Origin of the sequence: Escherichia sp. E2562 (assembly GCF_005781075.1) — a bacterium.
Lineage (GTDB): Bacteria > Pseudomonadota > Gammaproteobacteria > Enterobacterales > Enterobacteriaceae > Escherichia.
Genome location: NZ_VATM01000003.1, coordinates 334184 through 358371 on the forward strand (window position 1 = coordinate 334184; position 24188 = coordinate 358371).

The 24188-nt window shown below is 49.9% G+C and carries 22 protein-coding genes, 1 tRNA gene and 2 pseudogenes; 14 read left to right on the plus strand and 11 right to left on the minus strand.

The features are described 5' to 3' along the window. From FEK43_RS05470 to FEK43_RS05480, 3 genes are all read left to right on the plus strand, one after another. Complete coding sequence (locus tag FEK43_RS05470) at nt 1–543, plus strand: hypothetical protein (protein WP_240783060.1); 543 nt, start codon at nt 1–3, stop codon at nt 541–543. After that, nucleotides 540–2009 carry a serine/threonine-protein kinase gene (locus FEK43_RS05475; RefSeq protein WP_135408775.1) on the plus strand — a complete coding sequence of 490 codons (1470 nt, stop codon included), beginning with the start codon at nt 540–542 and terminating at the stop codon, nt 2007–2009. Before FEK43_RS05470 ends, FEK43_RS05475 begins: the two co-directional genes overlap by 4 nt. A gap of 106 nt (nt 2010–2115) precedes the next feature. Continuing rightward, nucleotides 2116–3324 (plus strand): IS256 family transposase, encoded by a 1209-nt coding sequence (locus tag FEK43_RS05480; protein ID WP_135408774.1) that lies wholly within the window; start codon nt 2116–2118, stop codon nt 3322–3324. On the opposite strand, the gene FEK43_RS05485 is transcribed toward FEK43_RS05480, so the two are convergent. The 4 genes and pseudogenes from FEK43_RS05485 to FEK43_RS05500 form a co-directional block, all read right to left on the minus strand. Next, the gene (locus FEK43_RS05485; RefSeq protein ID WP_240780247.1) at nt 3287–3766 is read right to left on the minus strand and encodes a hypothetical protein; all 480 of its coding nucleotides are present in this window, start codon (nt 3764–3766) and stop codon (nt 3287–3289) included. The genes FEK43_RS05480 and FEK43_RS05485 overlap by 38 nt on opposite strands. A 68-nt stretch (nt 3767–3834) precedes the next feature. Next, nucleotides 3835–4614 (minus strand): HNH endonuclease, encoded by a 780-nt coding sequence (locus FEK43_RS05490; RefSeq protein ID WP_131161319.1) that lies wholly within the window; start codon nt 4612–4614, stop codon nt 3835–3837. Between the two features lie 103 nt (nt 4615–4717). Continuing rightward, a pseudogene (locus tag FEK43_RS05495) lies at nt 4718–4828 on the minus strand (Arm DNA-binding domain-containing protein); the annotation flags it as partial. 189 nt (nt 4829–5017) lie between these two features. Further along, nucleotides 5018–5102, minus strand: a tRNA-Leu gene (locus tag FEK43_RS05500). 193 nt (nt 5103–5295) lie between these two features. On the opposite strand from FEK43_RS05500, the pseudogene FEK43_RS23000 reads away from it, so the two are divergent. Both FEK43_RS23000 and FEK43_RS05510 read left to right on the plus strand, forming a co-directional pair. After that, a pseudogene (locus FEK43_RS23000) lies at nt 5296–5482 on the plus strand (alcohol dehydrogenase); the annotation flags it as partial. A gap of 109 nt (nt 5483–5591) precedes the next feature. Continuing rightward, on the plus strand, nt 5592–7094 hold the full coding sequence (locus FEK43_RS05510) for a helicase HerA-like C-terminal domain-containing protein (protein WP_130206088.1): 1503 nt from the start codon (nt 5592–5594) through the stop codon (nt 7092–7094). Nucleotides 7095–7219: 125 nt separating this feature from the next. Here the strand turns inward: FEK43_RS05510 and lptG are convergent, their stop codons facing one another. The 3 genes from lptG to ytgA all read right to left on the minus strand — a co-directional run bounded on the left by lptG (nt 7220) and on the right by ytgA (nt 9515). Next, entirely contained in the window at nt 7220–8302 is a 1083-nt protein-coding gene (gene lptG, locus FEK43_RS05515) for an LPS export ABC transporter permease LptG (protein ID WP_105290080.1), read from the minus strand. Beyond that, nucleotides 8302–9402, minus strand: coding sequence for an LPS export ABC transporter permease LptF (gene lptF, locus FEK43_RS05520; protein ID WP_105290081.1), 1101 nt, complete (start codon nt 9400–9402; stop codon nt 8302–8304). Before lptF ends, lptG begins: the two co-directional genes overlap by 1 nt. 62 nt (nt 9403–9464) lie before the next feature. Further along, a complete protein-coding gene (gene ytgA / locus FEK43_RS23005) occupies nt 9465–9515 on the minus strand; it encodes a protein YtgA (RefSeq protein WP_211180521.1) in 51 nt (16 codons plus the stop codon). A 153-nt stretch (nt 9516–9668) separates the two neighbouring features. On the opposite strand from ytgA, the gene pepA reads away from it, so the two are divergent. The 3 genes from pepA to valS all read left to right on the plus strand — a co-directional run bounded on the left by pepA (nt 9669) and on the right by valS (nt 14933). Then, nucleotides 9669–11180, plus strand: a complete 1512-nt coding sequence (gene pepA / locus FEK43_RS05525; protein ID WP_000397144.1) for a leucyl aminopeptidase — start codon at nt 9669–9671, stop codon at nt 11178–11180. A gap of 454 nt (nt 11181–11634) precedes the next feature. Beyond that, a complete protein-coding gene (gene holC, locus FEK43_RS05530) occupies nt 11635–12078 on the plus strand; it encodes a DNA polymerase III subunit chi (RefSeq protein WP_000786399.1) in 444 nt (147 codons plus the stop codon). Next, on the plus strand, nt 12078–14933 hold the full coding sequence (gene valS, locus FEK43_RS05535; RefSeq protein WP_130259542.1) for a valine--tRNA ligase: 2856 nt from the start codon (nt 12078–12080) through the stop codon (nt 14931–14933). The genes holC and valS overlap by 1 nt, the downstream gene beginning before the upstream one ends. A gap of 49 nt (nt 14934–14982) precedes the next feature. Here valS and FEK43_RS05540 read toward each other — a convergent pair whose 3' ends face one another. Further along, nucleotides 14983–16170 carry a DUF898 family protein gene (locus FEK43_RS05540; protein WP_131161392.1) on the minus strand — a complete coding sequence of 396 codons (1188 nt, stop codon included), beginning with the start codon at nt 16168–16170 and terminating at the stop codon, nt 14983–14985. A 192-nt stretch (nt 16171–16362) separates the two neighbouring features. Here FEK43_RS05540 and FEK43_RS05545 point away from each other — a divergent pair, with 192 nt between their 5' ends. Beyond that, nucleotides 16363–16866 carry a GNAT family N-acetyltransferase gene (locus tag FEK43_RS05545; RefSeq protein WP_135408771.1) on the plus strand — a complete coding sequence of 168 codons (504 nt, stop codon included), beginning with the start codon at nt 16363–16365 and terminating at the stop codon, nt 16864–16866. A gap of 45 nt (nt 16867–16911) precedes the next feature. On the opposite strand, the gene rraB is transcribed toward FEK43_RS05545, so the two are convergent. Beyond that, a complete protein-coding gene (gene rraB, locus FEK43_RS05550; RefSeq protein ID WP_130206080.1) occupies nt 16912–17328 on the minus strand; it encodes a ribonuclease E inhibitor RraB in 417 nt (138 codons plus the stop codon). A gap of 161 nt (nt 17329–17489) precedes the next feature. Here rraB and argF point away from each other — a divergent pair, with 161 nt between their 5' ends. Beyond that, the gene (argF, locus tag FEK43_RS05555) at nt 17490–18494 is read left to right on the plus strand and encodes an ornithine carbamoyltransferase (RefSeq protein WP_135408769.1); all 1005 of its coding nucleotides are present in this window, start codon (nt 17490–17492) and stop codon (nt 18492–18494) included. A gap of 46 nt (nt 18495–18540) precedes the next feature. Here argF and tabA read toward each other — a convergent pair whose 3' ends face one another. Further along, nucleotides 18541–18993 carry a toxin-antitoxin biofilm protein TabA gene (tabA, locus tag FEK43_RS05560; RefSeq protein WP_130216649.1) on the minus strand — a complete coding sequence of 151 codons (453 nt, stop codon included), beginning with the start codon at nt 18991–18993 and terminating at the stop codon, nt 18541–18543. Between the two features lie 259 nt (nt 18994–19252). Between tabA and pyrL the strand changes: the two genes are divergently transcribed. The 4 genes from pyrL to FEK43_RS05580 all read left to right on the plus strand — a co-directional run bounded on the left by pyrL (nt 19253) and on the right by FEK43_RS05580 (nt 21259). Further along, the gene (gene pyrL / locus FEK43_RS05565; RefSeq protein WP_032341226.1) at nt 19253–19387 is read left to right on the plus strand and encodes a pyr operon leader peptide; all 135 of its coding nucleotides are present in this window, start codon (nt 19253–19255) and stop codon (nt 19385–19387) included. A gap of 3 nt (nt 19388–19390) precedes the next feature. Next, nucleotides 19391–20326 carry an aspartate carbamoyltransferase gene (pyrB, locus tag FEK43_RS05570; protein ID WP_000013052.1) on the plus strand — a complete coding sequence of 312 codons (936 nt, stop codon included), beginning with the start codon at nt 19391–19393 and terminating at the stop codon, nt 20324–20326. 12 nt (nt 20327–20338) lie between these two features. Then, on the plus strand, nt 20339–20800 hold the full coding sequence (gene pyrI / locus FEK43_RS05575; protein WP_000148581.1) for an aspartate carbamoyltransferase regulatory subunit: 462 nt from the start codon (nt 20339–20341) through the stop codon (nt 20798–20800). A gap of 72 nt (nt 20801–20872) precedes the next feature. Continuing rightward, nucleotides 20873–21259 (plus strand): enamine/imine deaminase, encoded by a 387-nt coding sequence (locus FEK43_RS05580; RefSeq protein WP_000047542.1) that lies wholly within the window; start codon nt 20873–20875, stop codon nt 21257–21259. Nucleotides 21260–21464: 205 nt separating this feature from the next. Here the strand turns inward: FEK43_RS05580 and mgtA are convergent, their stop codons facing one another. Then, the gene (mgtA, locus tag FEK43_RS05585) at nt 21465–24161 is read right to left on the minus strand and encodes a magnesium-translocating P-type ATPase (RefSeq protein ID WP_135408766.1); all 2697 of its coding nucleotides are present in this window, start codon (nt 24159–24161) and stop codon (nt 21465–21467) included. Between the last annotated feature and the right edge of the window lie 27 nt (nt 24162–24188).

Below are 24188 nucleotides of genomic sequence, written 5' to 3' on the forward strand. Positions count from 1 at the left end.
ATGCCTGAAGTTGCCTGGGTAAATGAGACGTTTCCACTTTTAGCAAGCGGTAAGCTATTGGACCAGGATGTATTGGTCCACAGCCTGGGCTGTAGCGTTTGGAATACATTCGGGCATGAACAGTCATTTATGGCGGTAGTGGAATGCCCGGCTCCAGGGACATTTGGTGCTGATATTCGCTCTGACTCGGGCTGGTTTCATAAATCTTCTACATCGCCTGTGTGTTTAATCGAATTTGAACGCTTTGATGGTTCAGCGAAGGGGCAGCAAAAGCTGGAAGAAAAATTAAAAAACTTACTGGAAGCAGCACAGCGCTGGAATAATTCCCCCAAAACTCTGGTCCTCAGTGCCTGGAGCCAGGGCTTAGTAGGTGCACCTGATACTCAAAAACTGAAAGACATATGCCGTATGGGTTTTACTTCGTCCACGGGTGCCCAAGTAAGCGCCGCTCCTGATGTTGAGGTGGTGTTTAGTCGCTTTTTATTTATCAAAAATCTGAACATGATTGTTTTGGACAGAATTCACTATGAGGTGTTGATGTGAATATAAAATCAGCACATTTTTTGCCAGGGACGAATAAACGCCTTGGTGACAAATACCTGTTACTTGAATGCCTTGGTGATGGCAGCCATGGCTGGGTATGGCGGGCGGAACGCCTGAAAGATGGAAAAATTGTCGCAGTAAAAATCCCTAAGGATATTACTCGGGAAGACCGTCAGCTTGCCGAAGGTAAAGAGCTTTTAAACGTCGAGCCGCACGAAAATATTGTGCAAATTTTTGATATGGGCCGTATAGATAATGAATGGTTCTATATTGAAATGGAGTATTTTCCCAGCCAAACTCTGGCGCAAAAGCTCGATGACAGGCAGCGTAATTTTGGTCAGACCTATGAACGGTTGTTCAGAATATATCGTCAAGTGCTCTGTGCTGTGCATTATTTGGCTGAACTACCAGTGCCAATATCTCATGGAGATATTAAGCCACATAACATTTTGGTTGGAGAGCGGGACCTGGTGAAGTTGACGGACTTTGGCAGCTCAGCTTTACCAGAAGAAATTTACGTTCGTACCCGAGAAAATGGCGGGACTGTGTTGTATTCGGCCCCAGAGTTCTCCAACGTCGATAGCCGTAGAGGCAGCCTGGAAGAGCTACTATTGGGCGACATCTATAGCTTAGGTGTTTTGCTATACCAGCTGCTGACAGGAAAGCTGCCCCATGATACGCCAGCACAAGTTCAGCGCCACGCACCTTTCAAGCTTCCGACAGAGATTAATAGCTCTATTCACACAGACCTGGAGCAAGTGGTTCTTACCTGCTTACAAAAACGAGCGGAGGATCGCTTTTCCACTATTTCCGACTTAATTCATGCATTTGATGCTGCTGCCACTAAGCAATTAAAAGTTGGTGCTATTGCTCCCGTTTTTCAGACTAAATCTGATCAGGACTGGTCAAGTGCGGTACTTGAAGCAATGTCCAATCAATCTTACCAAAAAGCAGCTCAGTTAGCGTCGCAGGAGTATAGCCGCAGTAAAGATCTACAAGCTTTACATCAGCAACTTATTGCCTTGTACCGTGCCAATCACTTATTCGACTTTGAAAAAGTAGTAGAAGATAATAAAGGGATATTGCTTGAGGATAAATTGACTCAACCAGCGGCTTTGTTCGAATTGATAGTTAAGGCAAACCTACAGTTACGCAATATCAGTCAAGCAAAATTCTGGCTGTTGCAACGAAAGCAAGCTGAAGCAGAAAACGCGACTACTATGTATTTAGAATCATCTATTCTTGGCCTTGAAGCGAAATATTCTGAAGCAAGAGTACTATTGGAGAAAGTAAACCAGACAACTCCAATGAAGCTCCATGTGTTAAGCCAACTCATTTTAGTTTGCGAGCAAATGCGTGATTACTCTGGTGCTGCGGCTTATTTGAAAGCGGCATTGCGAGTAGCACCATTGGATAACAGCATGAAAGAGAAAAAAGAATCGTATGCAAAGCTTGGGGTTATTTGATTGAAAAGATGACCATTGTGCAAACAAGATATATTGAGACTGTAATTAAAATTGTGTAATTGCCTGTTTTTGATATGTTCACTCCAACAACGGAGACAGGCAAATTATGGACGAAAAGAAACTTAAAGCACTGGCGGCTGAACTGGCTAAGTGCCTTAAAACCGAAGCCGACCTCAATCAGTTTTCCCGTATGCTGACGAAATTAACCGTCGAAACAGTGCTCAATGCGGAGCTGACTGACCACCCCGGGCATGAGAAAAATGCACCCAAAACAGGTTCAAACACCCGCAATGGCTACTCGTCAAAAACGGTGTTATGCGATGATAGCGAGATCGAACTGAACACGCCGCGTGACCGTGAAAACACCTTCGAGCCGCAGCTGATTAAGAAGCACCAGACGCGCATTACTCAGATGGACAGCCAGATTTTATCCCTCTACGCCAAAGGCATGACTACCCGCGAAATCGTCGCCACCTTCAAAGAAATGTACGACGCCGATGTGTCACCCACGCTGATATCTAAGGTCACCGACGCGGTAAAAGAACAGGTTACTGAGTGGCAAAACCGACAGCTGGATGCGCTGTATCCCATTGTTTACATGGACTGTATCGTCGTAAAAGTCCGTCAGAACGGGAGTGTGATAAACAAGGCCGTCTTCCTGGCTCTGGGGATCAATACCGAAGGCCAGAAAGAATTGCTGGGCATGTGGCTGGCCGAAAACGAAGGCGCAAAGTTCTGGCTGAGTGTGCTGACGGAGCTGAAAAACCGTGGCCTCCAGGACATCCTGATAGCCTGCGTGGACGGTCTTAAGGGCTTCCCGGATGCGATAAACAGCGTCTTCCCGCAGACCCATATCCAGCTGTGCATCATCCATATGGTGCGTAACAGCCTGAAATACGTGTCCTGGAAGGACTATAAAGCCGTCACCAGCGGCTTGAAGACTGTCTATCAGGCCCCTACCGAAGAGGCGGCACTGATGGCGCTCGATGCGTTCGCGGAAGTCTGGGACGATAAATATCCGCAAATCAGCAAAAGCTGGCGTGCGCACTGGGAAAACCTCAATACGCTCTTCAGTTATCCGCCGGATATCCGCAAGGCCATCTACACCACGAACGCAATCGAATCGCTTAACAGTGTGATCCGGGCTGCGATTAAGAAACGCAAAGTGTTCCCGACGGATGACTCGGTACGAAAGGTTATTTATCTGGCGATCAAAGATGCGTCGAAAAAATGGAGTATGCCGATCCAGAACTGGCGGTTAGCAATGAGCCGTTTTATTATCGAGTTTGGTGACCGCCTGAGCGATCACCTTTAATACATTGGCGGTTACACAGAATTACTGACAGGCTCAGAATTACTGACAGGCTCAGGCGCGCGAGCCATTGTTTTGTCCGATGCTTGCGAATAAAAGCATTCAAAATGTTGCCTTCACCATGCATGACAGAAAAAGAATATTCACACTCTTTCTTTATCAAGATTCCACATAATTCCTTGTGCAAATAAACATTAACTCCCTTTCCTTTCTGCGCTTTCTTCACACCGAGATCACATGAACTGATTAATTCAATGGTACAGGGTTTCTTCAAATAATTCACACCATCAATTAAGCCCTGGAGAATGCATCTATTTACGGTCGTATCACGGTAGGAGAAAGTCAGATATTTTATTTTTCCTTCGCATTCCAGCACAACTTCCGCCGAACCTTCACGTGTTGCAGCATCACAGCTTCCTGTTGAATATATTTTTACCATCTTCATTTTGTACTTTGCCCCTTACCAAACGAATCGCGACATCCTATATCAAAGGCATTCTCGTCAAAACTTAATTATCTCAGTAAATTCTTCCGATGCCACTCCAGATAACAATACGATTCAACAGAAAACGCCTTTATTTTTTCCGGAAACAAATATTGCTCTTTAACGCTAATATCCAGCTCCTTACTAATTAATAAATGCCCATCGTTCTCAAACGAAATCCATCCCTGATCGAATAGAATATCAATATGCGCAGCCAATATAATTCCATTAAAAGGATCAAGACGTTCATTTCCATTCTCGCAGGCAGCCCACGGCTTTATATGGCTGGCACGCAGTAAAGGCGCAAAAGTTGTTCCCGTAACAGGGCAAGCCGGATACAACATGAGACACTTTTTCCGAAAGGCACCTTGCCCCAATCGTGCCGCAATCAACTGCTCGCGTACGGTATCTTCAATACTTTTATCCTGCTGAATAGCAAGACAATCACGTTGTGCCTGTTCATCTCCATCAGAAGATATTAACGAAAGAACGCGTTGCTCAATTGCACTATCAGAAAGCAAACTCAATCGCTTATGCACACGCTGCGCTGAATGAGAAAGCGCAACAGGAGCGCCCTGCTCGTCACGCCAGCCAACACGCACATCAGTAAGCCATGAATCAAAACGGTCACGACTATTTTTCAGACTATTGTGAAACTCGCTGGCAGTTTTGCCCGCTCCAAATCGAGGATAAAACAAGGCAAAAGCCTCTTTCCATTTCTGAACACCCAGTCCTGCGGGTGGTTGAGATTTACCGTACTTCGACAAATACCACGCCACTTCAAGCAAATCGTCTTCAGAGCTATTCAATATTACGTCCTGTTTTTGCAGAGTAAATTATCACCAGATTATATCTGAAAAGAACGTTTACTAAACTGATCTGCTTACCTGCAGAACGGTACTGCAAACGCTAATACTCAGAACCATTAAGAGGAACAAGCAGGTGCATACCGCTGCCATCGGTCAGTTTGTATTGCTTATCCGTTGGCTTGGCTGTTCTGACCTGGATATCTGTTAACGCCATGCTTATCCCCTGCCTGTAGGTACAAGCATTTTCGAACCGGAAATACCATCATCTGTACCAACATGTGTTTGTAGATGTTCGTTGATATAGGTTGCCCCTGAGAGAGTTAAAATAGCGAAAAAGGTAGATAACTACTGGATTTCAGACACAAAAAAAGCCGCCCTTGAGCGACTCGATTTGCATACGATGTGGTGCCGAAGGCCGGACTCGAACCGGCACGTATTTCTACGGTTGATTTTGAATCAACTGCGTCTACCGATTTCGCCACTTCGGCACTGAAGAGGTATGCGGAAAACGTTGTGGATTATACCTGTCACGCGCCACCATGCAAGCGCCAGCTTGTGCCTGCCTCGCTAAGTGCTGAAAATTTCAGCGTTGTCTTCAGAGATATGTAACCTTTGTCACACTCCGGGCCCCGCTCAGCCATTCTCTACACTTCCCGGGCAACACCAGAGGACGACAAAAGCATGTCGATAATCAATAACGAATAGGGATTCTCGCAATATCAGCTACTTGCCGAACATAAGGTGATTCGCCGCGTGGCTGCCCAGGGTAGCGCCGCGTAGCCGTGGTCACTGCGGCGCCTGTATTCGCGATAATCAGATCAACTTCTGGCAAGGTGCGGTGCCTACAATTATGAATTGCGGAGACTTTGTTGGGTCGCTTCTGCCAGGCCTTTAAGATATCTCGCAATCGGCTGAATTTAGTGGTGAAAACTTTTTAACCGTGCCTATACTCCAGACAGGGAACTGGAGGAAATCTCATGAGCGAACCACGTTTAATTGCCCGCACGCCGGACACAGAACTGTTTTTACTACCCGCTATGGCTAACCGTCACGGACTGATTACTGGCGCAACGGGGACAGGTAAAACTGTCACGCTGCAAAAACTGGCGGAATCTCTGTCAGAAATCGGCGTTCCGGTGTTTATGGCCGATGTAAAAGGTGATTTGACCGGGGTTGCGGCAGAAGGTACTACCTCGGAAAAACTGCTCGCTCGGTTGAAAAATATCGGCGTCAACGACTGGCAACCACATGCTAATCCAGTGGTGGTATGGGATATTTTTGGTGAGAAAGGTCATCCAGTGCGGGCAACGGTATCGGATCTCGGGCCGTTGTTGCTGGCGCGTTTGTTGAATCTCAACGATGTGCAATCTGGCGTCCTGAATATCATTTTCCGTATTGCTGACGATCAGGGATTGTTGCTTCTCGACTTTAAAGATTTGCGGGCGATTACCCAATACATCGGTGATAACGCCAAATCATTCCAGAATCAGTACGGTAATATCAGTAGCGCATCGGTTGGTGCCATCCAGCGCGGATTACTGACGCTGGAACAGCAAGGGGCAACGCATTTCTTTGGCGAGCCGATGCTGGATATCAAAGACTGGATGCGTACCGATGCCAACGGTAAGGGTGTTATCAATATCCTTAGCGCCGAAAAACTCTACCAGATGCCAAAACTGTACGCCGCCAGCCTGTTGTGGATGCTTTCAGAGTTGTATGAACAACTGCCGGAAGCAGGCGATCTGGATAAACCGAAACTGGTGTTTTTCTTTGACGAAGCGCATCTGTTGTTTAACGATGCGCCGCAGGTGCTGCTGGATAAGATTGAACAGGTAATAAGGCTTATCCGTTCAAAAGGCGTAGGCGTCTGGTTTGTTTCGCAAAACCCTTCTGATATTCCGGACAACGTGCTTGGGCAGTTGGGAAATCGTGTTCAGCACGCTCTGCGCGCCTTTACACCGAAAGACCAGAAAGCGGTGAAGACGGCAGCGCAAACCATGCGACCTAATCCTGCATTTGATACGGAAAAGGCGATTCAGGAACTAGGAACCGGCGAAGCGTTGATCTCTTTTCTGGATGCGAAAGGAAGCCCTTCTGTGGTAGAGCGTGCGATGGTGATCGCGCCTTGTTCACGGATGGGGCCGGTGACAGAAGATGAGCGTAATGGCTTGATTAATCACTCCCCGGTGTATGGCAAGTATGAAGATGACGTGGACCGGGAATCCGCCTATGAGATGTTGCAAAAAGGCGTACAGGCAAGTACCGAGCAGCAAAATACCCCTCCGGCCAAAGGGAAAGAGATAAGTGAAGATGACGGTATTCTGGGTGGGTTGAAGGATATTTTGTTTGGCACTACCGGACCACGCGGCGGGAAGAAAGATGGCGTGGTGCAAACAATGGCGAAAAGCGCCGCCCGCCAGGTGACGAATCAGATTGTACGCGGTGTGCTGGGGAGTTTGCTTGGGGGGAGAAAAAGGTAAGTCAGGCGCTGTTTGTATTCTCTCACACCAGCTTGCCTTTGCCTGATGCACTACGCTTATCAGGCCTACGCCACTTTGCTAACAATAATAAAGGGAGCTTTAGCTCCCTTTATTCATTCATCAAGTTACGATTTTCTCATTAACAGCCACAGACTGATTAAGAAGAAGCTGGCGCTTGGCAACAGTGCGCCGATAATCGGCGGGATGCCGTAAACCAACGTCAGCGGGCCGAAGATCTGGTCCAGTACGTAGAACACAAAACCGAAGCTAATACCGGTGACCACACGAACGCCCATCGGCACGCTGCGCAGTGGACCGAAGATAAATGACAGCGCCATCAGCATCATTACCGCCACGGATAGCGGCTGGAAGATTTTGCTCCACATATTAAGCTGGTAGCGCCCGGCGTCCTGACCGCTCGACTTCAGATACTTCACGTAGTTGTGCAAACCACTGATGGAGAGCGCATCAGGATCCAGCGCTACCACGCCCAGTTTGTCCGGCGTGAGGTTGGTTTTCCAGGTGCCGCTCACCGTCTGCGAACCGGTTATCTGTTTTGGATTGGTCAGGTCAGATTCATCAACCTGCGACAGACGCCAGACTTTATGTTCAGGGTCAAACTTCGCGGAAGCGGCATAGCGAACGGATTGCAGACGACGATTCTCGTTAAAGGCATAAATACTGATACCACCTAACTCTTCATCACCTTTTACTCGCTCAATATAGACAAAGTTGTCACCATCTTTAGCCCATAAACCTTGCTGAGTAGAGAGCAACGAACCACCGTACATCGCCTGCGCGCGGTAATTACGCGCCATCTGTTCGCCCTGCGGCGCGACCCATTCGCCAATCGCCATCGTCAGCAAAACCAGTGGAATGGCGGTTTTCATTACTGACAACGCGACTTGCATGCGGGTAAAACCAGAAGCCTGCATCACCACCAGTTCGCTGCGCTGCGCCAGCATCCCTAGCCCGAGCAACGCGCCCAGCAGGGCCGCCATCGGGAAGAAGATTTGCACATCTTTCGGCACGCTCAACAGGGTATACATTCCCGCGCCTACCGCGTCGTAACTCCCCTGCCCGGCTTTTTTCAGCTGATCGACAAACTTGATAATGCCGGAGAGCGACACCAGCATGAACAGCGTCATCATGATGGTGGTGAAAATGGTTTTACCGATATAGCGGTCAAGAACACCAAAAGGTTGCATCACACCGCTCCTTTACGCGAAAAACTGGCGCGCAGTCGGCGGACCGGCACTGTGTCCCAAAGGTTGAGAACAATCGCCAAAGCCAGATAAATCAGGTTAACGGTCCACATCCACAGCGTCGGGTCCAGCTTACCTTTACCGCCGTTAGATTTAAGGGAGGTCTGGATCAGGAAGAAAAGCAGATATAGCAGCATGGCTGGCAGCATCGACAGGACACGTCCCTGACGCGGGTTAACCACGCTCAGAGGCACAACCATGAGCGCCATCATAAATACAGTGAATACCAGCGTGATACGCCAGTTCAGTTCTGCGCGGGCACGATCGGTGTCGGTGTTCCACAATGTGCGCATGTCCATCTGGTCGGTATCGTTCGGGTCGAGCGCCACCGCCTGGTGACCAATGATCGCCTGATAATCCTGGAAGTCCGTAATGCGGAAATCACGTAACAGTGCAGTGCCTTCGAAGCGCGTTCCCTGGTTGAGGCTGACGACCTGGGATCCGTCGCGCAGTTGCGTTAAATGTCCGGAATCGGCCACCACCACAGAAGGACGCGCGTTACCTTTTGGTCGAATTTGCGCGAGGAACACATCTTTGAAATCGCTGCCGTCAACGCTTTCGATGAACAGCACTGAGCTGCCATTAGTCGCTTGCTGGAATTGCCCTTGCGCCAGCGCCGCCATGCCTGGGTTAGCTTTCGCTTCTGCCAGCACTTCATCCTGATGGCGCGATGACCACGGCCCCGCCCACATAACGTTAACCGCCGCGACAATCGCCGTGAACACCGCGAGAACCATCGCCGCTTTCACCAGCACCGCTTTGCTCAGGCCGCAGGCATGCATTACCGTAATTTCACTTTCGGTATACAGTTTGCCCAGCGTCATCAGCAGCCCGAGGAACAGGCTTAATGGCAGGATAAGCTGCGCCATTTCCGGCACGCCCAGCCCCAACAGGGAGAGCACCAGATTCGCCGGAATATCGCCGTCAACCGCTGCGCCGAGGATCCTCACTAACTTTTGACAGAAGAAGATCAAAAGCAAGATGAAGAGTATCGCCAGCTGGCTTTTGAGCGTCTCCCGCACCAGATATCTTATGATTATCACTTTAAATACGCCCGTAAAAACTCGTCTTTTGCAGGATTTTAGCTTGTTTCATGGCTTAAACGTCATTTATTCTCTTGAGTCGTCGAAATCGTCGCTAAGATAATTATACTCAACGGATTCACCTCTCAGATTTTGTTCTGACGTGCCAATGCCGTAATAACGTTAAGATTAACACGAAGTCATCGCAACAGCGGACATGAGTTACGAAAGCTTGCAATTCTATCTGTAGCCACCGCCGTTGTCTTTAAGATTCAGGAGCGTAGTGCATGGAGTTTAGTGTAAAAAGCGGTAGCCCGGAGAAACAGCGGAGTGCCTGCATCGTCGTGGGCGTCTTCGAACCACGTCGCCTTTCTCCGATTGCAGAACAGCTCGATAAAATCAGCGATGGGTACATCAGCGCCCTGCTGCGCCGAGGCGAACTGGAAGGAAAACCGGGGCAGACGCTGTTGCTGCACCATGTGCCGAACGTGCTTTCTGAGCGCATTCTCCTTATTGGTTGCGGTAAAGAACGTGAGCTGGATGAGCGCCAGTACAAGCAGGTGATTCAGAAAACCATTAATACGCTGAATGATACTGGCTCGATGGAAGCGGTCTGCTTCCTGACTGAACTGCACGTTAAAGGCCGTAACAACTACTGGAAAGTGCGCCAGGCTGTCGAGACGGCAAAAGAGACACTCTACAGTTTTGATCAGCTGAAAACGAACAAGAGCGAACCGCGTCGTCCGCTGCGTAAAATGGTGTTCAACGTGCCGACCCGCCGTGAACTGACCAGCGGGGAGCGCGCGATCCAGCACGGTCTGGCGATTGCCGCCGGGATTAAAGCAGCAAAAGATCTCGGCAATATGCCGCCGAATATCTGTAACGCCGCTTACCTCGCCTCTCAGGCGCGCCAGCTGGCTGACAGCTACAGCAAGAATGTCATCACCCGCGTTATCGGCGAACAGCAGATGAAAGAGCTGGGGATGCATTCCTATCTGGCTGTCGGTCAGGGTTCGCAAAACGAATCGCTGATGTCGGTGATTGAGTACAAAGGCAACGCGTCGGAAGATGCACGCCCTATCGTGCTGGTTGGTAAAGGTTTAACCTTCGACTCCGGCGGTATCTCCATCAAGCCTTCAGAAGGCATGGATGAGATGAAGTACGATATGTGCGGTGCGGCGGCGGTTTATGGCGTGATGAGGATGGTCGCGGAACTGCAACTGCCGATTAACGTTATCGGCGTGCTGGCAGGCTGCGAAAACATGCCTGGCGGCCGTGCCTATCGTCCGGGCGATGTGTTAACCACCATGTCCGGTCAAACCGTAGAAGTGCTGAATACCGACGCCGAAGGCCGCCTGGTACTGTGCGACGTGTTAACTTACGTTGAGCGTTTTGAGCCGGAAGCGGTGATTGACGTGGCGACGCTGACCGGTGCTTGCGTTATCGCGCTGGGTCATCACATTACCGGTCTGATGGCGAACCATAACCCGCTGGCCCATGAGCTGATTGCTGCATCTGAACAATCCGGTGACCGCGCATGGCGTTTACCGCTGGGTGACGAGTACCAGGAACAACTGGAGTCCAATTTTGCCGATATGGCGAACATTGGCGGTCGTCCTGGCGGGGCAATTACCGCAGGTTGCTTCCTGTCGCGCTTTACCCGCAAGTACAACTGGGCGCACCTGGATATTGCAGGAACAGCCTGGCGTTCTGGTAAAGCAAAAGGCGCAACCGGTCGTCCGGTGGCGTTGCTGGCACAGTTCCTGTTGAATCGCGCCGGGTTTAACGGCGAAGAGTAATTGCATCAGGCAACGTTGTTATTGTCGGATGCGGCGTGAACGCCTTATCCGACCTACACAGCACTGAACTCGTAGGCCAGATAAGACGTGGCAGCGTCGCATCAGGCAAAGTTGTTATTGTCGGATGCGGTGTGAACGCCTTATCCGACCGACACACAGCACTGAACTCGTAGGCCTGATAAGACGTGGCAGCGTCGCATCAGGCAAAGTTGTTATTGTCGGATGCGGTGTGAACGCCTTATCCGACCGACACACAGCACTGAACTCGCAGGCCTGATAAGACGCGGCAGCGTCGCATCAGGCAACGCTGTTATTGTCGGATGCGGCGTGAACGCCTTATCCGACCGACACACAGCACTGAACTTGTAGGCCTGATAAGACGTGGCAGCGTCGCATCAGGCAATGCTGTGTATTACCAGATGCATATTTAAATCCACCACAAGAAGCCCCATATATGAAAAACGCAACGTTCTACCTTCTGGACAATGACACCACCGTCGATGGCTTAAGCGCCGTTGAGCAGCTGGTGTGTGAAATTGCCGCAGAACGTTGGCGCAGTGGTAAGCGCGTGCTCATCGCCTGTGAAGATGAAAAGCAGGCTTACCGGCTGGATGAAGCCCTGTGGGCGCGTCCGGCAGAAAGCTTTGTTCCGCATAATTTAGCGGGAGAAGGACCGCGCGGCGGTGCGCCGGTGGAGATCGCCTGGCCGCAAAAACGCAGCAGCAGCCCGCGCGATATATTGATTAGTCTGCGAACAAGCTTTGCAGATTTTGCCACCGCTTTCACAGAAGTGGTAGACTTCGTTCCTTATGAAGATTCTCTGAAACAACTGGCGCGCGAACGCTATAAAGCCTACCGCGTGGCTGGTTTCAACCTGAATACGGCAACCTGGAAATAATGGAAAAGACATACAACCCACAAGATATCGAACAGCCGCTTTACGAGCACTGGGAAAAGCAGGGCTACTTTAAGCCTAATGGCGATGAAAGCCAGGAAAGTTTCTGCATCATGATCCCGCCGCCGAACGTCACCGGCAGTTTGCATATGGGTCACGCCTTCCAGCAAACCATCATGGATACCATGATCCGCTATCAGCGCATGCAGGGCAAAAACACCCTGTGGCAGGTCGGTACTGACCACGCCGGGATCGCTACCCAGATGGTCGTTGAGCGCAAGATTGCCGCAGAAGAAGGTAAAACCCGTCACGATTACGGCCGCGAAGCTTTCATCGACAAAATCTGGGAATGGAAAGCGGAATCCGGCGGCACCATTACCCGTCAGATGCGCCGTCTCGGCAACTCCGTCGACTGGGAGCGTGAACGCTTCACCATGGACGAAGGCCTGTCCAATGCGGTGAAAGAAGTTTTCGTCCGTCTGTATAAAGAAGACCTGATTTACCGTGGCAAACGCCTGGTAAACTGGGACCCGAAACTGCGTACCGCTATCTCTGACCTGGAAGTAGAAAACCGCGAATCGAAAGGTTCGATGTGGCACATCCGCTATCCGCTGGCTGATGGCGCGAAAACCGCAGACGGTAAAGATTATCTGGTGGTTGCGACTACCCGTCCGGAAACCTTGCTGGGCGACACCGGCGTGGCCGTTAACCCGGAAGACCCGCGTTACAAAGATCTGATTGGCAAATATGTCATTCTGCCGCTGGTTAACCGTCGTATTCCGATCGTGGGCGACGAACACGCCGATATGGAAAAAGGCACCGGCTGCGTGAAGATCACTCCGGCGCACGACTTTAACGACTATGAAGTCGGTAAACGTCACGCCCTGCCGATGATCAACATCCTGACCTTTGACGGTGATATCCGTGAAAGCGCTCAAGTGTTCGATACCAAAGGTAACGAATCTGATGTTTATTCCAGCGAGATTCCGGCAGAGTTCCAGAAACTGGAGCGTTTTGCTGCGCGTAAAGCCATCGTTGCTGCGGTTGACGCGCTTGGCCTGCTGGAAGAAATTAAACCGCACGACCTGACCGTTCCTTACGGCGACCGTGGCGGCGTAGTTATCGAACCGATGCTGACCGACCAGTGGTACGTGCGTGCCGATGTACTGGCGAAACCGGCGGTTGAAGCGGTTGAGAACGGCGACATTCAGTTCGTACCGAAGCAGTACGAAAACATGTACTTCTCCTGGATGCGCGATATTCAGGACTGGTGTATCTCTCGTCAGCTGTGGTGGGGTCACCGTATCCCTGCATGGTATGACGAAGCGGGTAACGTTTATGTTGGCCGCAACGAAGACGAAGTGCGTAAAGAAAATAACCTCGGTGCTGATGTTGCCCTGCGTCAGGACGAAGACGTTCTCGACACCTGGTTCTCTTCTGCACTGTGGACATTCTCTACCCTTGGCTGGCCGGAAAACACCGACGCCCTGCGTCAGTTCCACCCAACCAGCGTAATGGTGTCTGGTTTCGACATCATCTTCTTCTGGATTGCCCGCATGATCATGATGACCATGCACTTCATCAAAGATGAAAATGGCAAACCGCAGGTGCCGTTCCACACCGTTTACATGACCGGTCTGATTCGTGATGACGAAGGCCAGAAGATGTCTAAATCCAAGGGTAACGTTATCGACCCGCTGGATATGGTTGACGGTATTTCGCTGCCAGAACTGCTGGAAAAACGTACCGGCAATATGATGCAGCCACAGCTGGCGGATAAAATCCGTAAGCGCACCGAGAAGCAGTTCCCGAACGGCATTGAGCCGCACGGTACTGACGCGCTGCGCTTCACCCTGGCGGCGCTGGCTTCTACCGGTCGTGACATCAACTGGGATATGAAGCGTCTGGAAGGCTACCGTAACTTCTGTAACAAGCTGTGGAACGCCAGCCGCTTTGTGCTGATGAACACGGAAGGTCAGGATTGCGGCTTCAACGGCGGCGAAATGACACTGTCACTGGCGGACCGCTGGATTCTGGCTGAGTTCAACCAGACCATCAAAGCGTACCGCGAAGCGCTGGACAGCTTCCGCTTCGATATTGCCGCAGGGATTCTGTATGAATTCACCTGGAACCAGTTCTGCGACTGGTATCTGGAGCTGACCAAGCCGGTAATGAACGGTGGCACCGAAGCCGAACTGCGCGGTACTCGCCATACGCTGGTGACCGTGCTGGAAGGTCTGCTGCGCCTCGCGCATCCGATCATTCCGTTCATCACCGAAACCATCTGGCAGCGTGTGAAAGTGCTTTGTGGCATCACTGCCGACACCATCATGCTGCAGCCGTTCCCGCAGTACGATGCGTCTCAGGTCGATGAAGCGGCGCTGGCCGACACCGAGTGGCTGAAGCAGGCGATCGTTGCTGTACGTAATATCCGCGCGGAAATGAACATCGCGCCGGGCAAACCGCTGGAGCTGCTGCTGCGTGGTTGCAGTGCAGATGCAGAACGTCGCGTGAACGAAAACCGTGGCTTCCTGCAAACGCTGGCGCGTCTGGAAAGCATCACCGTACTGCCTGCGGATGACAAGGGCCCGGTTTCCGTTACTAAGATCGTCGACGGCGCAGAGCTGCTAATCCCGATGGCTGGCCTCATTAACAAAGAAGATGAGCTGGCGCGTCTGGCGAAAGAAGTGGCGAAGATTGAAGGTGAAATCAGCCGCATCGAGAACAAGCTGGCGAACGAAGGCTTTGTAGCGCGCGCACCGGAAGCGGTCATAGCGAAAGAGCGTGAAAAGCTGGAAGGTTATGCGGAAGCGAAAGCGAAGCTGATTGAACAGCAGGCAGTTATCGCCGCGCTGTAATCAACACTGTGAAGAAAACGAAGGCCGGAGCATGCTCCGGCCTTTTTATTTAGATAAACGGAACATACGGCATAATACCGCGAGATATCCACATTAACGGACCGCTATCCTGCGGTTTGTCATCATTGGTTAACTCCAGCGAATCAAGGTCGCCCTGGACATGGGTATTGTTAGCAATCCAGCTAACCATCCACATTTTCAGCCAGGGATAAGCCAGACCACAGGTAATTGAGGACCCCATTAATACCGCCAACATGCGCAAAAGCATACCGATCGCGGTAACAGATGAATGAAAACGAATAGTGCCATTTGCCAGTGTCAGATTATTCAAAAACAGATTGCGTAACGTGACATAGAGATAACTGGCAAAAACAAGAATCGCGACAAAATACAGGAAATAAGAAGCCGTAATCTGCGGGTAATATTGCAATACTAGCTCCCTGCCCGCATCAGACCTACCCAACATGGTCATCATCATTAACTGCTGAAATACTGGCGCAATCATAATACCAATCACAATGATGAAAGGAACCATGGTTAATATTGCGAGCATACAGCCTTTAATGCATTCTTTTACGTTGACCTTAATGGAAAATTGATGGACACCAAAAGTCGCGTTATTACCCAGTAATGGCATCCACTTGCTATAGGTAATACCGTTGATAACACCCAGTCCGATGACGGAAAGCAAGCTTAAGACCACTAAGTTAAAGAATAACCCACCTATCGATGTCGTCACTTGCGCAATAAGGTACAGTGCGAGCCAAAAAGCTAATGCCAACAGAACAGGCAGACCTAACATAACCCACCATGCACGAAGCATTGAGCAGTTAAAGCCAAAGCGAATACCATTCAGTGAGGTCATGTTCGCCTGATACTGCAGACTCTTCACTGCCATGCAAGGAATACCGCAGATCAAGAGAGCAAACAGGAGAAAAGCAAGAACAAAGTGTTGGCCTGCAAAACAAGAAATACTGAAAAAATAAACGATCATAATAAGTAACATGCTAACAAAAATGGCACCACCTGTTCCCTTATAACTAAATGGTTGCCCCTTGAGTGTCACATGTTGATAAATATAACGACGGCATTTCACTAATGCCCACGGCCCATATATTCCCAGAGTAATAATTGTCAGTAAAAAATTCACAAGACAAATAAGAAAATACTCACCACCCTTGCCTGTAAAAACAAATGCGTGACGAGGATTATCTTTCCCGACGTTTACACCATTCATGAACTATATCCCTAAAATAAATTCCATTCATATAGATAATAATTCCAGTCAATTGATACTGGACCACCTAGAATACGCTTTATCTAAGCGATATATGCTTAATATTTTCTGATTTATCTTCTTCTTGCACCACATAAGCGAGGGTGGTATTAAAGGGAGCTACAAATCATACATTTGAAATTGAGCTATGCTATGAATGTTGTCGTTTCGCCCGCGCTCCGTTTGCGCAAACTTACCGCCGCCGATAATGCTGCTATTGCCAGCGTCATCCGCCAGGTGTCCGCAGAGTACGGTCTTACCGCTGATAAAGGCTATACCGTCGCCGATCCCAATCTCGACGAATTGTATCAAGTGTATAGTCAGCCCGGTCATGCCTATTGGGTAGTTGAACACAATGGCGAAGTGGTGGGCGGCGGCGGGATTGCGCCATTAGCAGGTAGTGAATCGGACATTTGCGAACTGCAGAAAATGTATTTTCTTCCCGCCATTCGCGGCAAAGGGCTGGCGAAAAAACTGGCCTTAATGGCGATGGAGCAGGCACGAGAAATGGGCTTCAAACGCTGCTATCTGGAAACGACTGCTTTTTTGAAAGAAGCGATTGGTTTGTATGAACATTTAGGTTTTCAACATATCGACTATGCACTTGGCTGCACGGGCCATGTTGATTGTGAAGTGCGGATGTTGCGCGAACTCTAAAAAAATGCCCGCTAGTGTGTGCTATCGGGCATTTTAATCAATTAATTAATGGCGAACACCGTCATCGTCTTCGTCGACATAATCTTCATCGTCGCCATCTTCGCCGTTAGGATCTTCAAAATAAGTCCCCCAACCGTCGTATTCAACGTCGAATTTCTCTGCCAGGTTCATCAATTGCTCAACCTGGGCATCGATCAGATCGGCATTCAACGCGCATTCGCTGACGATGTCACAGCAAATTACGATATCGCCATCTTCCACTTCCAGCTCTTCCGGATCGGTCACTTCGTAACCGAGTTTAAACGCTTCAACCGCTGCTTTTTCCAGGGTTTCCAGATCGTCTGCGGAAAGGTGATGTTCGATGGTGTACAGCGCGTCCGGATCGCTGCCATCTTCCAGTAATTCTTCAATAATCAAACGTGTTTCTTCACGCTGTTCTTCGAGTTGTTCCGGGTTTGCCATGACTTATTCCTCTTAATGTCCTGCTGATTCTCTTATTGTCACACACCACTGACATTGCCTCCACCTTTGTGACAAAGTTTTATGCTTTAAGCTTGCAAATGAATATTCATACATATAAATTGAATTTTAATTCATTATGGCGCAAGCCACAGGAGGGATCTATGTCCGGGTTTTATCATAAGCATTTCCTGAAATTACTTGATTTTACGCCAGCTGAACTCAACACCTTGCTCCAGCTAGCCGCTAAACTAAAAGCAGATAAAAAAAGCGGTAAAGAAGAAGCCAGACTCACCGGTAAAAACATCGCGCTCATCTTCGAAAAAGACTCAACCCGTACCCGATGCTCTTTCGAAGTTGCCGCATATGACCAGGGCGCTCGCGTTACTTATCTCGGCCCAAGCGGCAGCCAGATTGGCCATAAAGAGTCAATTAAAGATACCGCCCGCGTGCTTGGCCGCATGTATGACGGTATTCAGTATCGTGGCTATGGTCAGGAGATTGTCGAAACACTGGCGGAATACGCTGGCGTCCCGGTATGGAATGGGCTGACCAATGAGTTCCACCCCACGCAACTGCTGGCAGATCTGCTGACCATGCAAGAACATTTACCGGGTAAAGCGTTTAATGAGATGACGCTGGTCTACGCCGGAGATGCCCGCAATAACATGGGGAACTCGATGCTGGAAGCGGCCGCGCTGACCGGTCTGGATTTGCGTCTGGTGGCGCCACAGGCATGCTGGCCGGAATCTTCGCTGGTTACGGAATGCCGCGCCCTGGCACAACAAAATGGCGGGAATATTACCCTGACAGAAGATGTCGCGACTGGCGTTAAAGGTGCTGACTTTATCTATACCGATGTGTGGGTATCAATGGGTGAAGCAAAAGAGAAATGGGCTGAACGGATTGCATTGCTGCGTGATTATCAGGTGAATAGCAAGATGATGCAGTTAACTGGTAACCCGGAGGTCAAATTCCTCCACTGCCTGCCCGCGTTTCATGATGACCAAACAACGCTTGGCAAAAAGATGGCTGAAGAATTTGGCCTACATGGTGGGATGGAAGTAACGGACGAGATTTTCGAATCTCCCGCCAGCATTGTTTTTGATCAGGCGGAAAACCGTATGCATACTATCAAAGCGGTAATGGTTGCGACGCTTGCCAAATAATTTCAGTACCGGAGGCGGCTTCACGTCGCCACCGGCAGGTACTCGCTTAAGCCATCAGCATCTTAACAACCGCTTTGCGAACCTGAGCAGGCTCACCCACTGCGCACAGCGGTTTGTGCACTTCACCCGGATAAAACACAACAAAATCGCCTTCATTAAGGATAACTGTTTTCTCTTCAATACCTTCAGGCAAAAAGGCGATGTCTTTATCAGCTAACCAGTCAGTATCCGGCGTACCCGCAGGCTGTGTGCTAAAAGTCATTCCTTCCTGCCCTTTTAACACAATCTGGATGTCGAGATAGCGGGCATGATACTCCGCGCGACGCGCTTCATACGGCTCAGTCATATCTTCAGAGATAAGATAAAACAGACGGTTGCCTTCGATATCATGCTTACCTTTTGGCGTTTCTGCCGTAACGTGCATTTTGATATGTTCAATGGCCTGGCGTAACTCTTCTGGCAACCACGGCTGGAGATTATGAATATTTCCGATGATCATCTTTTTCATTCCTCAATTAAAACAACGTTTCATTTCTCTCGTTATACGTAATTCCTTACTGCCATACCAGCATTTTTTGCTGTCCGATTGCGCCAAAGCATGTTTTTCCGCCCGCTTTTCACAAAAAAATTATTGTTAAAAACTCAATTTTAAAGCATATAAATTCACTACAATCGTTTACCTGGGTAATTTTTTGCATTGATTGCTTGATCCCACTTTCTGGCTGAGTATAATGCCGGACAATTTGCCGGGAGGATGTATGGTTCAGTGTGTTCGACATTTTGTCTTACCGCGTCTGAAAAAAGACGCTGGCCTGCCGTTTTTCTTCCCGTTGTTCACCTATTCCCAGCCCCTCAATCGAGGGGCTTTTTTTTGCCCAGGCGTCAGGAGATAAAAGATGGCTAATCCGCTATATCAAAAACATATCATTTCCATAAACGACCTTAGTCGCGATGACCTTAATCTGGTGCTGGCGACAGCGGCGAAACTGAAAGCGAACCCGCAACCAGAACTGTTGAAACATAAAGTGATTGCCAGTTGCTTCTTCGAAGCATCAACCCGCACCCGCCTCTCTTTCGAAACCTCGATGCACCGCCTGGGCGCTAGTGTGGTGGGATTCTCTGACAGCGCAAACACCTCACTGGGAAAAAAAGGGGAAACGCTGGCTGATACCATCTCGGTTATCAGCACTTACGTCGATGCGATTGTGATGCGCCATCCACAGGAAGGTGCGGCACGCCTGGCAACCGAATTTTCCGGCAATGTACCGGTACTGAATGCCGGTGATGGCTCCAACCAACATCCGACGCAAACCTTGCTGGATCTGTTCACCATTCAGGAAACCCAGGGACGTCTCGACAATCTTCGCGTCGCAATGGTCGGCGACCTGAAATATGGTCGCACCGTTCACTCCCTGACCCAGGCGCTGGCGAAGTTCGACGGCAACCGTTTTTACTTCATCGCGCCGGACGCGCTGGCAATGCCGCAATACATTCTGGATATGCTCGATGAAAAAGGTATCGCCTGGAGTCTGCATAGTTCCATTGAAGAAGTGATGGCGGAAGTGGACATTCTGTATATGACTCGCGTGCAAAAAGAGCGTCTGGACCCGTCCGAATACGCCAACGTAAAAGCACAGTTTGTCCTGCGCGCCAGCGATCTCCACAACGCCAAAGCCAATATGAAAGTGCTGCATCCGCTGCCGCGTATTGATGAAATTGCGACGGATGTCGATAAAACGCCGCACGCCTGGTACTTCCAGCAAGCAGGCAATGGGATTTTCGCTCGCCAGGCGTTACTGGCACTGGTTCTGAATCGCGATCTGGTACTGTAAGGGGAAATAGAGATGACACACGATAATAAATTGCAAGTTGAAGCTATTAAACGCGGCACGGTAATTGACCATATCCCCGCCCAGATCGGATTTAAGCTGTTGAGCTTGTTCAAGTTAACCGAAACCGATCAGCGCATCACCATCGGTCTGAACCTACCTTCCGGCGAGATGGGCCGCAAGGATCTGATCAAAATCGAAAATACCTTTTTAAGTGAAGATCAAGTAGACCAGCTGGCACTGTATGCACCGCAAGCCACGGTAAACCGTATCGACAACTATGAAGTGGTCGGCAAATCACGCCCCAGCCTGCCGGAACGTATTGATAATGTGCTGGTCTGCCCGAACAGCAACTGTATCAGCCATGCAGAACCGGTTTCTTCCAGCTTTGCCGTGAGAAAACGCGCCAATGATATTGCGCTCAAATGCAAATATTGTGAAAAAGAGTTTTCGCATAATGTGGTGCTGGCCAATTAATTGCGGTTGGTAATAAATGTCAGGCTCCCTATAATGAGCCAGACTTTTTACCGCTGTAATAAAGGAGAAATCATGAGCAAAACTATCGCGACGGAAAATGCACCCGCAGCTATCGGTCCGTATGTTCAGGGCGTTGATCTGGGCAGTATGATCATCACTTCCGGTCAGATCCCGGTAAACCCGAAAACTGGCGAAGTACCGGCAGACGTCGCTGCACAGGCGCGTCAGTCGCTGGATAACGTAAAAGCGATCGTGGAAGCGGCAGGTCTGAAAGTGGGCGATATCGTTAAAACCACGGTGTTTGTGAAAGATTTAAACGATTTCGCAACCGTAAACGCCACTTACGAAGCGTTCTTCACCGAGCACAATGCCACCTTCCCGGCACGTTCTTGCGTTGAAGTTGCACGTCTGCCGAAAGACGTGAAGATTGAGATCGAAGCGATCGCTGTTCGTCGCTAATCTTGATGGAAATCCGGGCTATCATGCCCGGATTAAGTCTGATGACAAAAGCAAAATCGCCTGATGCGCTACGCTTATCAGGCCTACGTGATTCCTGCAATTTATTGAATTTGTAGGCCGGATAAGGCGTTTACGCCGCATCCGGCATGAACAAAACTCACTTTGTCTGCAATCTGAATCCGGGCCACCATGCCCAGTTAATTCTTTACTGCCAGCCGTAACGACGACTATAAATCCCTTTAACCAACTGCGTTAACACCATATACCCTGCCAGAATCGCAATCAGCCACGGGAAGTAACTTAACGGCAGTGCCTGTAGTTGCAGATAACCAGCCAGCGGTGAAAACGGCAACGCGATCCCCACGACTATCACGATCGCGGTCATCGCCATTAATGGCCACGACGCACAACTCTGAATAAACGGCACACGGCGGGTGCGGATCATATGCACAACCAGCGTTTGCGACAGTAATCCCACCACAAACCAGCCCGACTGGAACAGCGTTTGCGTTTCCGGCGTATTGGCATGAAATACCCACCACATCAGGCAAAACGTCAGAATATCGAAGATCGAACTGATCGGCCCGAAGAAGATCATAAAGCGCCCCAAATCCGCCGGATTCCAACGCTGCGGCTTTTGAATTTGCTCGTCGTCGACATTATCAAACGGGATCGCCACCTGTGACACATCGTACAGCAGGTTTTGAATAAGCAAGTGTAACGGCAACATCGGCAGGAAGGGCAGGAAAGCACTCGCCACCAGCACGCTGAACACATTACCGAAATTCGAACTCGCCGTCATTTTGATGTATTTCAACATGTTGGCAAAAGTTCGGCGTCCTTCAATAACCCCCTCTTCCAGTACCATCAGGCTTTTTTCCAGCAGAATGATATCAGCCGCTTCACGGGCAATATCTACCGCACCGTCCACAGAAATGCCGATATCCGCAGCGCGTAAGGCGGGCGCATCATTAATACCATCGCCCATAAAGCCAACCACATGCCCTTCGCGCTTTAGCAAGGTCACGATGCGTTCTTTATGCATCGGCGTCAGGCGGGCAAACAGTGTGGTACGTTGCGCCAGGCTTGACAGTTCATCGTCATTTAGCGTTTCAATATCACTACCAATTACCACCTCTCCCGCATCTAGTCCCACTTCATGGCACACTTTCGCCGCCACTAACTCACTGTCGCCAGTAAGGATTTTGACGGTAATTCCACTCGCTTTTAATGCCTTCAGTGCCGGAGCGGTTGTCTCTTTTGGCGGATCAAGGAAAGCAATATATCCTTCGAGGATCAGGTCGGATTCATCAATCCGCTGATAATCCCCTTCACGCGCGGGCAGATATTTCGTCGCCACCGCCACCACACGCAACCCCTGACGATTAAGCGTATTTGTAACCCGCTTAATCTTACGCAGCATGGTGTCATCGAGCGGAACAATCGCGCCATTGTGACGCACCTGCGAACATACATTAAGGATTTCCTGCAATGCGCCTTTGCACACCAGTTGATGGTGTTCGGCATTTTCTGCCACTACCACCGACATCCGGCGACGCTCGAAATCAAAAGGAATTTCATCCACTTTCTGCCAACGACTGGCCAGCGAGCGCGCTGACTTTTCATCTATACCTTCCAGCACCGCCGTATCAAGTAGGTTTTTAAGTCCGGTCTGGTAATGACTGTTCAACCACGCGCTATGCAGCACGCGCTCACTGGTTTTACCGGAGATATCGGTATGATTCTCCAGCACAATTTTATCTTGCGTCAGGGTGCCTGTTTTATCAGTGCACAGAATATCCATTGCACCAAAGTTCTGAATCGCGTCCAGATGTTTGACGATCACTTTCTGTTTCGACAGTTTTACTGCTCCACGCGCCAGCGTCGAAGTGACAATCATCGGCAACATTTCCGGCGTTAAGCCTACTGCTACCGAAAGCGCGAACAGTGCAGCTTCCCACCAGTCGCCTTTGGTATAACCGTTGATCAACAGCACCACGGGCGCCATCACCAGCATAAAGCGAATCAGCAGCATACTGACGCGGCTGATCCCTTGCTGAAAAGCATTCGGCTCGCTTTCCTGCTCGCTGACACGCCCCGCCAGTTGACCAAACCAGGTGTTGGCACCTGTGGCAATCACCATTGCTTGTGCCGTACCGCTCACCACGGTGGTGCCCATAAAACACAGGGTATCGCACTCCAGCGGATTGCTGTGCTCTGGCTGGCGAGTGGTTGCAGCTTTTTCCACGGGCAGAGACTCACCGGTTAACGATGCCTGGGCGACGAACAGATCCCGCGCCTGCAAAATACGTAAATCTGCCGGGATCATATCTCCCGCCGCCAGTTTAATAATATCGCCAGGCACCAGCTGGTCGATCGGGATCTCCAGCCAGCCATTTTCGCCTTTATCGTTAATTACGCGCAGCACCGTCGCAGTATTACTGACCATCGCTTTCAGGGCATCTGCCGCTTTGGTGGAGCGCGCTTCCTGAATAAAGTTCAGCAACGTAGAAATAGCTACCATTAACGCAATAACGCCCGCGGCAAATAAATCTTCCGTGGCGTAAGAAATGCCGCCGAGGATCGTGAGCAAAATATTAAAGGGGTTGCGATAACAGACCCACAAATGTACCCACCACGGCGACGGTTGTTGCGCGGGTAGTTTATTTTCACCGTGTTGTTCGCGGGCTAATTCCACTTCCGCCTGATTTAACCCTTCTGGATGCGTGCCGAAGGTTTTCCATAATTCCTTTTCTGGCATCACCGCCATTTTCAGGCAATGCGCGCTTAAGGAAGGCGGGATCGGAATATTCGCTGTCTGTTGCGCACCAGGCAACGGATCGCGATGGACCAGACGAGAAGGTAAATGGCGAATGAGCCGGGTAAAAATTTCTTTAAACATAGGAAGTCCCTCCGCACCCTGTAAGCA

Excerpts from the sequence above, each read along its gene's own strand:
- tabA (WP_130216649.1), bottom strand. The coding sequence starts at position 18,993 with ATGATCATCGGAAATATTCATAATCTCCAGCCGTGGTTGCCAGAAGAG.
- pyrI (WP_000148581.1), top strand. The coding sequence starts at position 20,339 with ATGACACACGATAATAAATTGCAAGTTGAAGCTATTAAACGCGGCACG.
- FEK43_RS05510 (WP_130206088.1), top strand. The coding sequence starts at position 5,592 with ATGAGCGAACCACGTTTAATTGCCCGCACGCCGGACACAGAACTGTTT.
- rraB (WP_130206080.1), bottom strand. The coding sequence starts at position 17,328 with ATGGCAAACCCGGAACAACTCGAAGAACAGCGTGAAGAAACACGTTTG.
- FEK43_RS05580 (WP_000047542.1), top strand. The coding sequence starts at position 20,873 with ATGAGCAAAACTATCGCGACGGAAAATGCACCCGCAGCTATCGGTCCG.
- FEK43_RS05480 (WP_135408774.1), top strand. The coding sequence starts at position 2,116 with ATGGACGAAAAGAAACTTAAAGCACTGGCGGCTGAACTGGCTAAGTGC.
- holC (WP_000786399.1), top strand. The coding sequence starts at position 11,635 with ATGAAAAACGCAACGTTCTACCTTCTGGACAATGACACCACCGTCGAT.
- argF (WP_135408769.1), top strand. The coding sequence starts at position 17,490 with ATGTCCGGGTTTTATCATAAGCATTTCCTGAAATTACTTGATTTTACG.
- pyrB (WP_000013052.1), top strand. The coding sequence starts at position 19,391 with ATGGCTAATCCGCTATATCAAAAACATATCATTTCCATAAACGACCTT.
- FEK43_RS05540 (WP_131161392.1), bottom strand. The coding sequence starts at position 16,170 with ATGAATGGTGTAAACGTCGGGAAAGATAATCCTCGTCACGCATTTGTT.
- pyrL (WP_032341226.1), top strand. The coding sequence starts at position 19,253 with ATGGTTCAGTGTGTTCGACATTTTGTCTTACCGCGTCTGAAAAAAGAC.
- valS (WP_130259542.1), top strand. The coding sequence starts at position 12,078 with ATGGAAAAGACATACAACCCACAAGATATCGAACAGCCGCTTTACGAG.
- FEK43_RS05545 (WP_135408771.1), top strand. The coding sequence starts at position 16,363 with ATGAATGTTGTCGTTTCGCCCGCGCTCCGTTTGCGCAAACTTACCGCC.
- lptG (WP_105290080.1), bottom strand. The coding sequence starts at position 8,302 with ATGCAACCTTTTGGTGTTCTTGACCGCTATATCGGTAAAACCATTTTC.
- FEK43_RS05470 (WP_240783060.1), top strand. The coding sequence starts at position 1 with ATGCCTGAAGTTGCCTGGGTAAATGAGACGTTTCCACTTTTAGCAAGC.
- pepA (WP_000397144.1), top strand. The coding sequence starts at position 9,669 with ATGGAGTTTAGTGTAAAAAGCGGTAGCCCGGAGAAACAGCGGAGTGCC.
- mgtA (WP_135408766.1), bottom strand. The coding sequence starts at position 24,161 with ATGTTTAAAGAAATTTTTACCCGGCTCATTCGCCATTTACCTTCTCGT.
- FEK43_RS05485 (WP_240780247.1), bottom strand. The coding sequence starts at position 3,766 with ATGAAGATGGTAAAAATATATTCAACAGGAAGCTGTGATGCTGCAACA.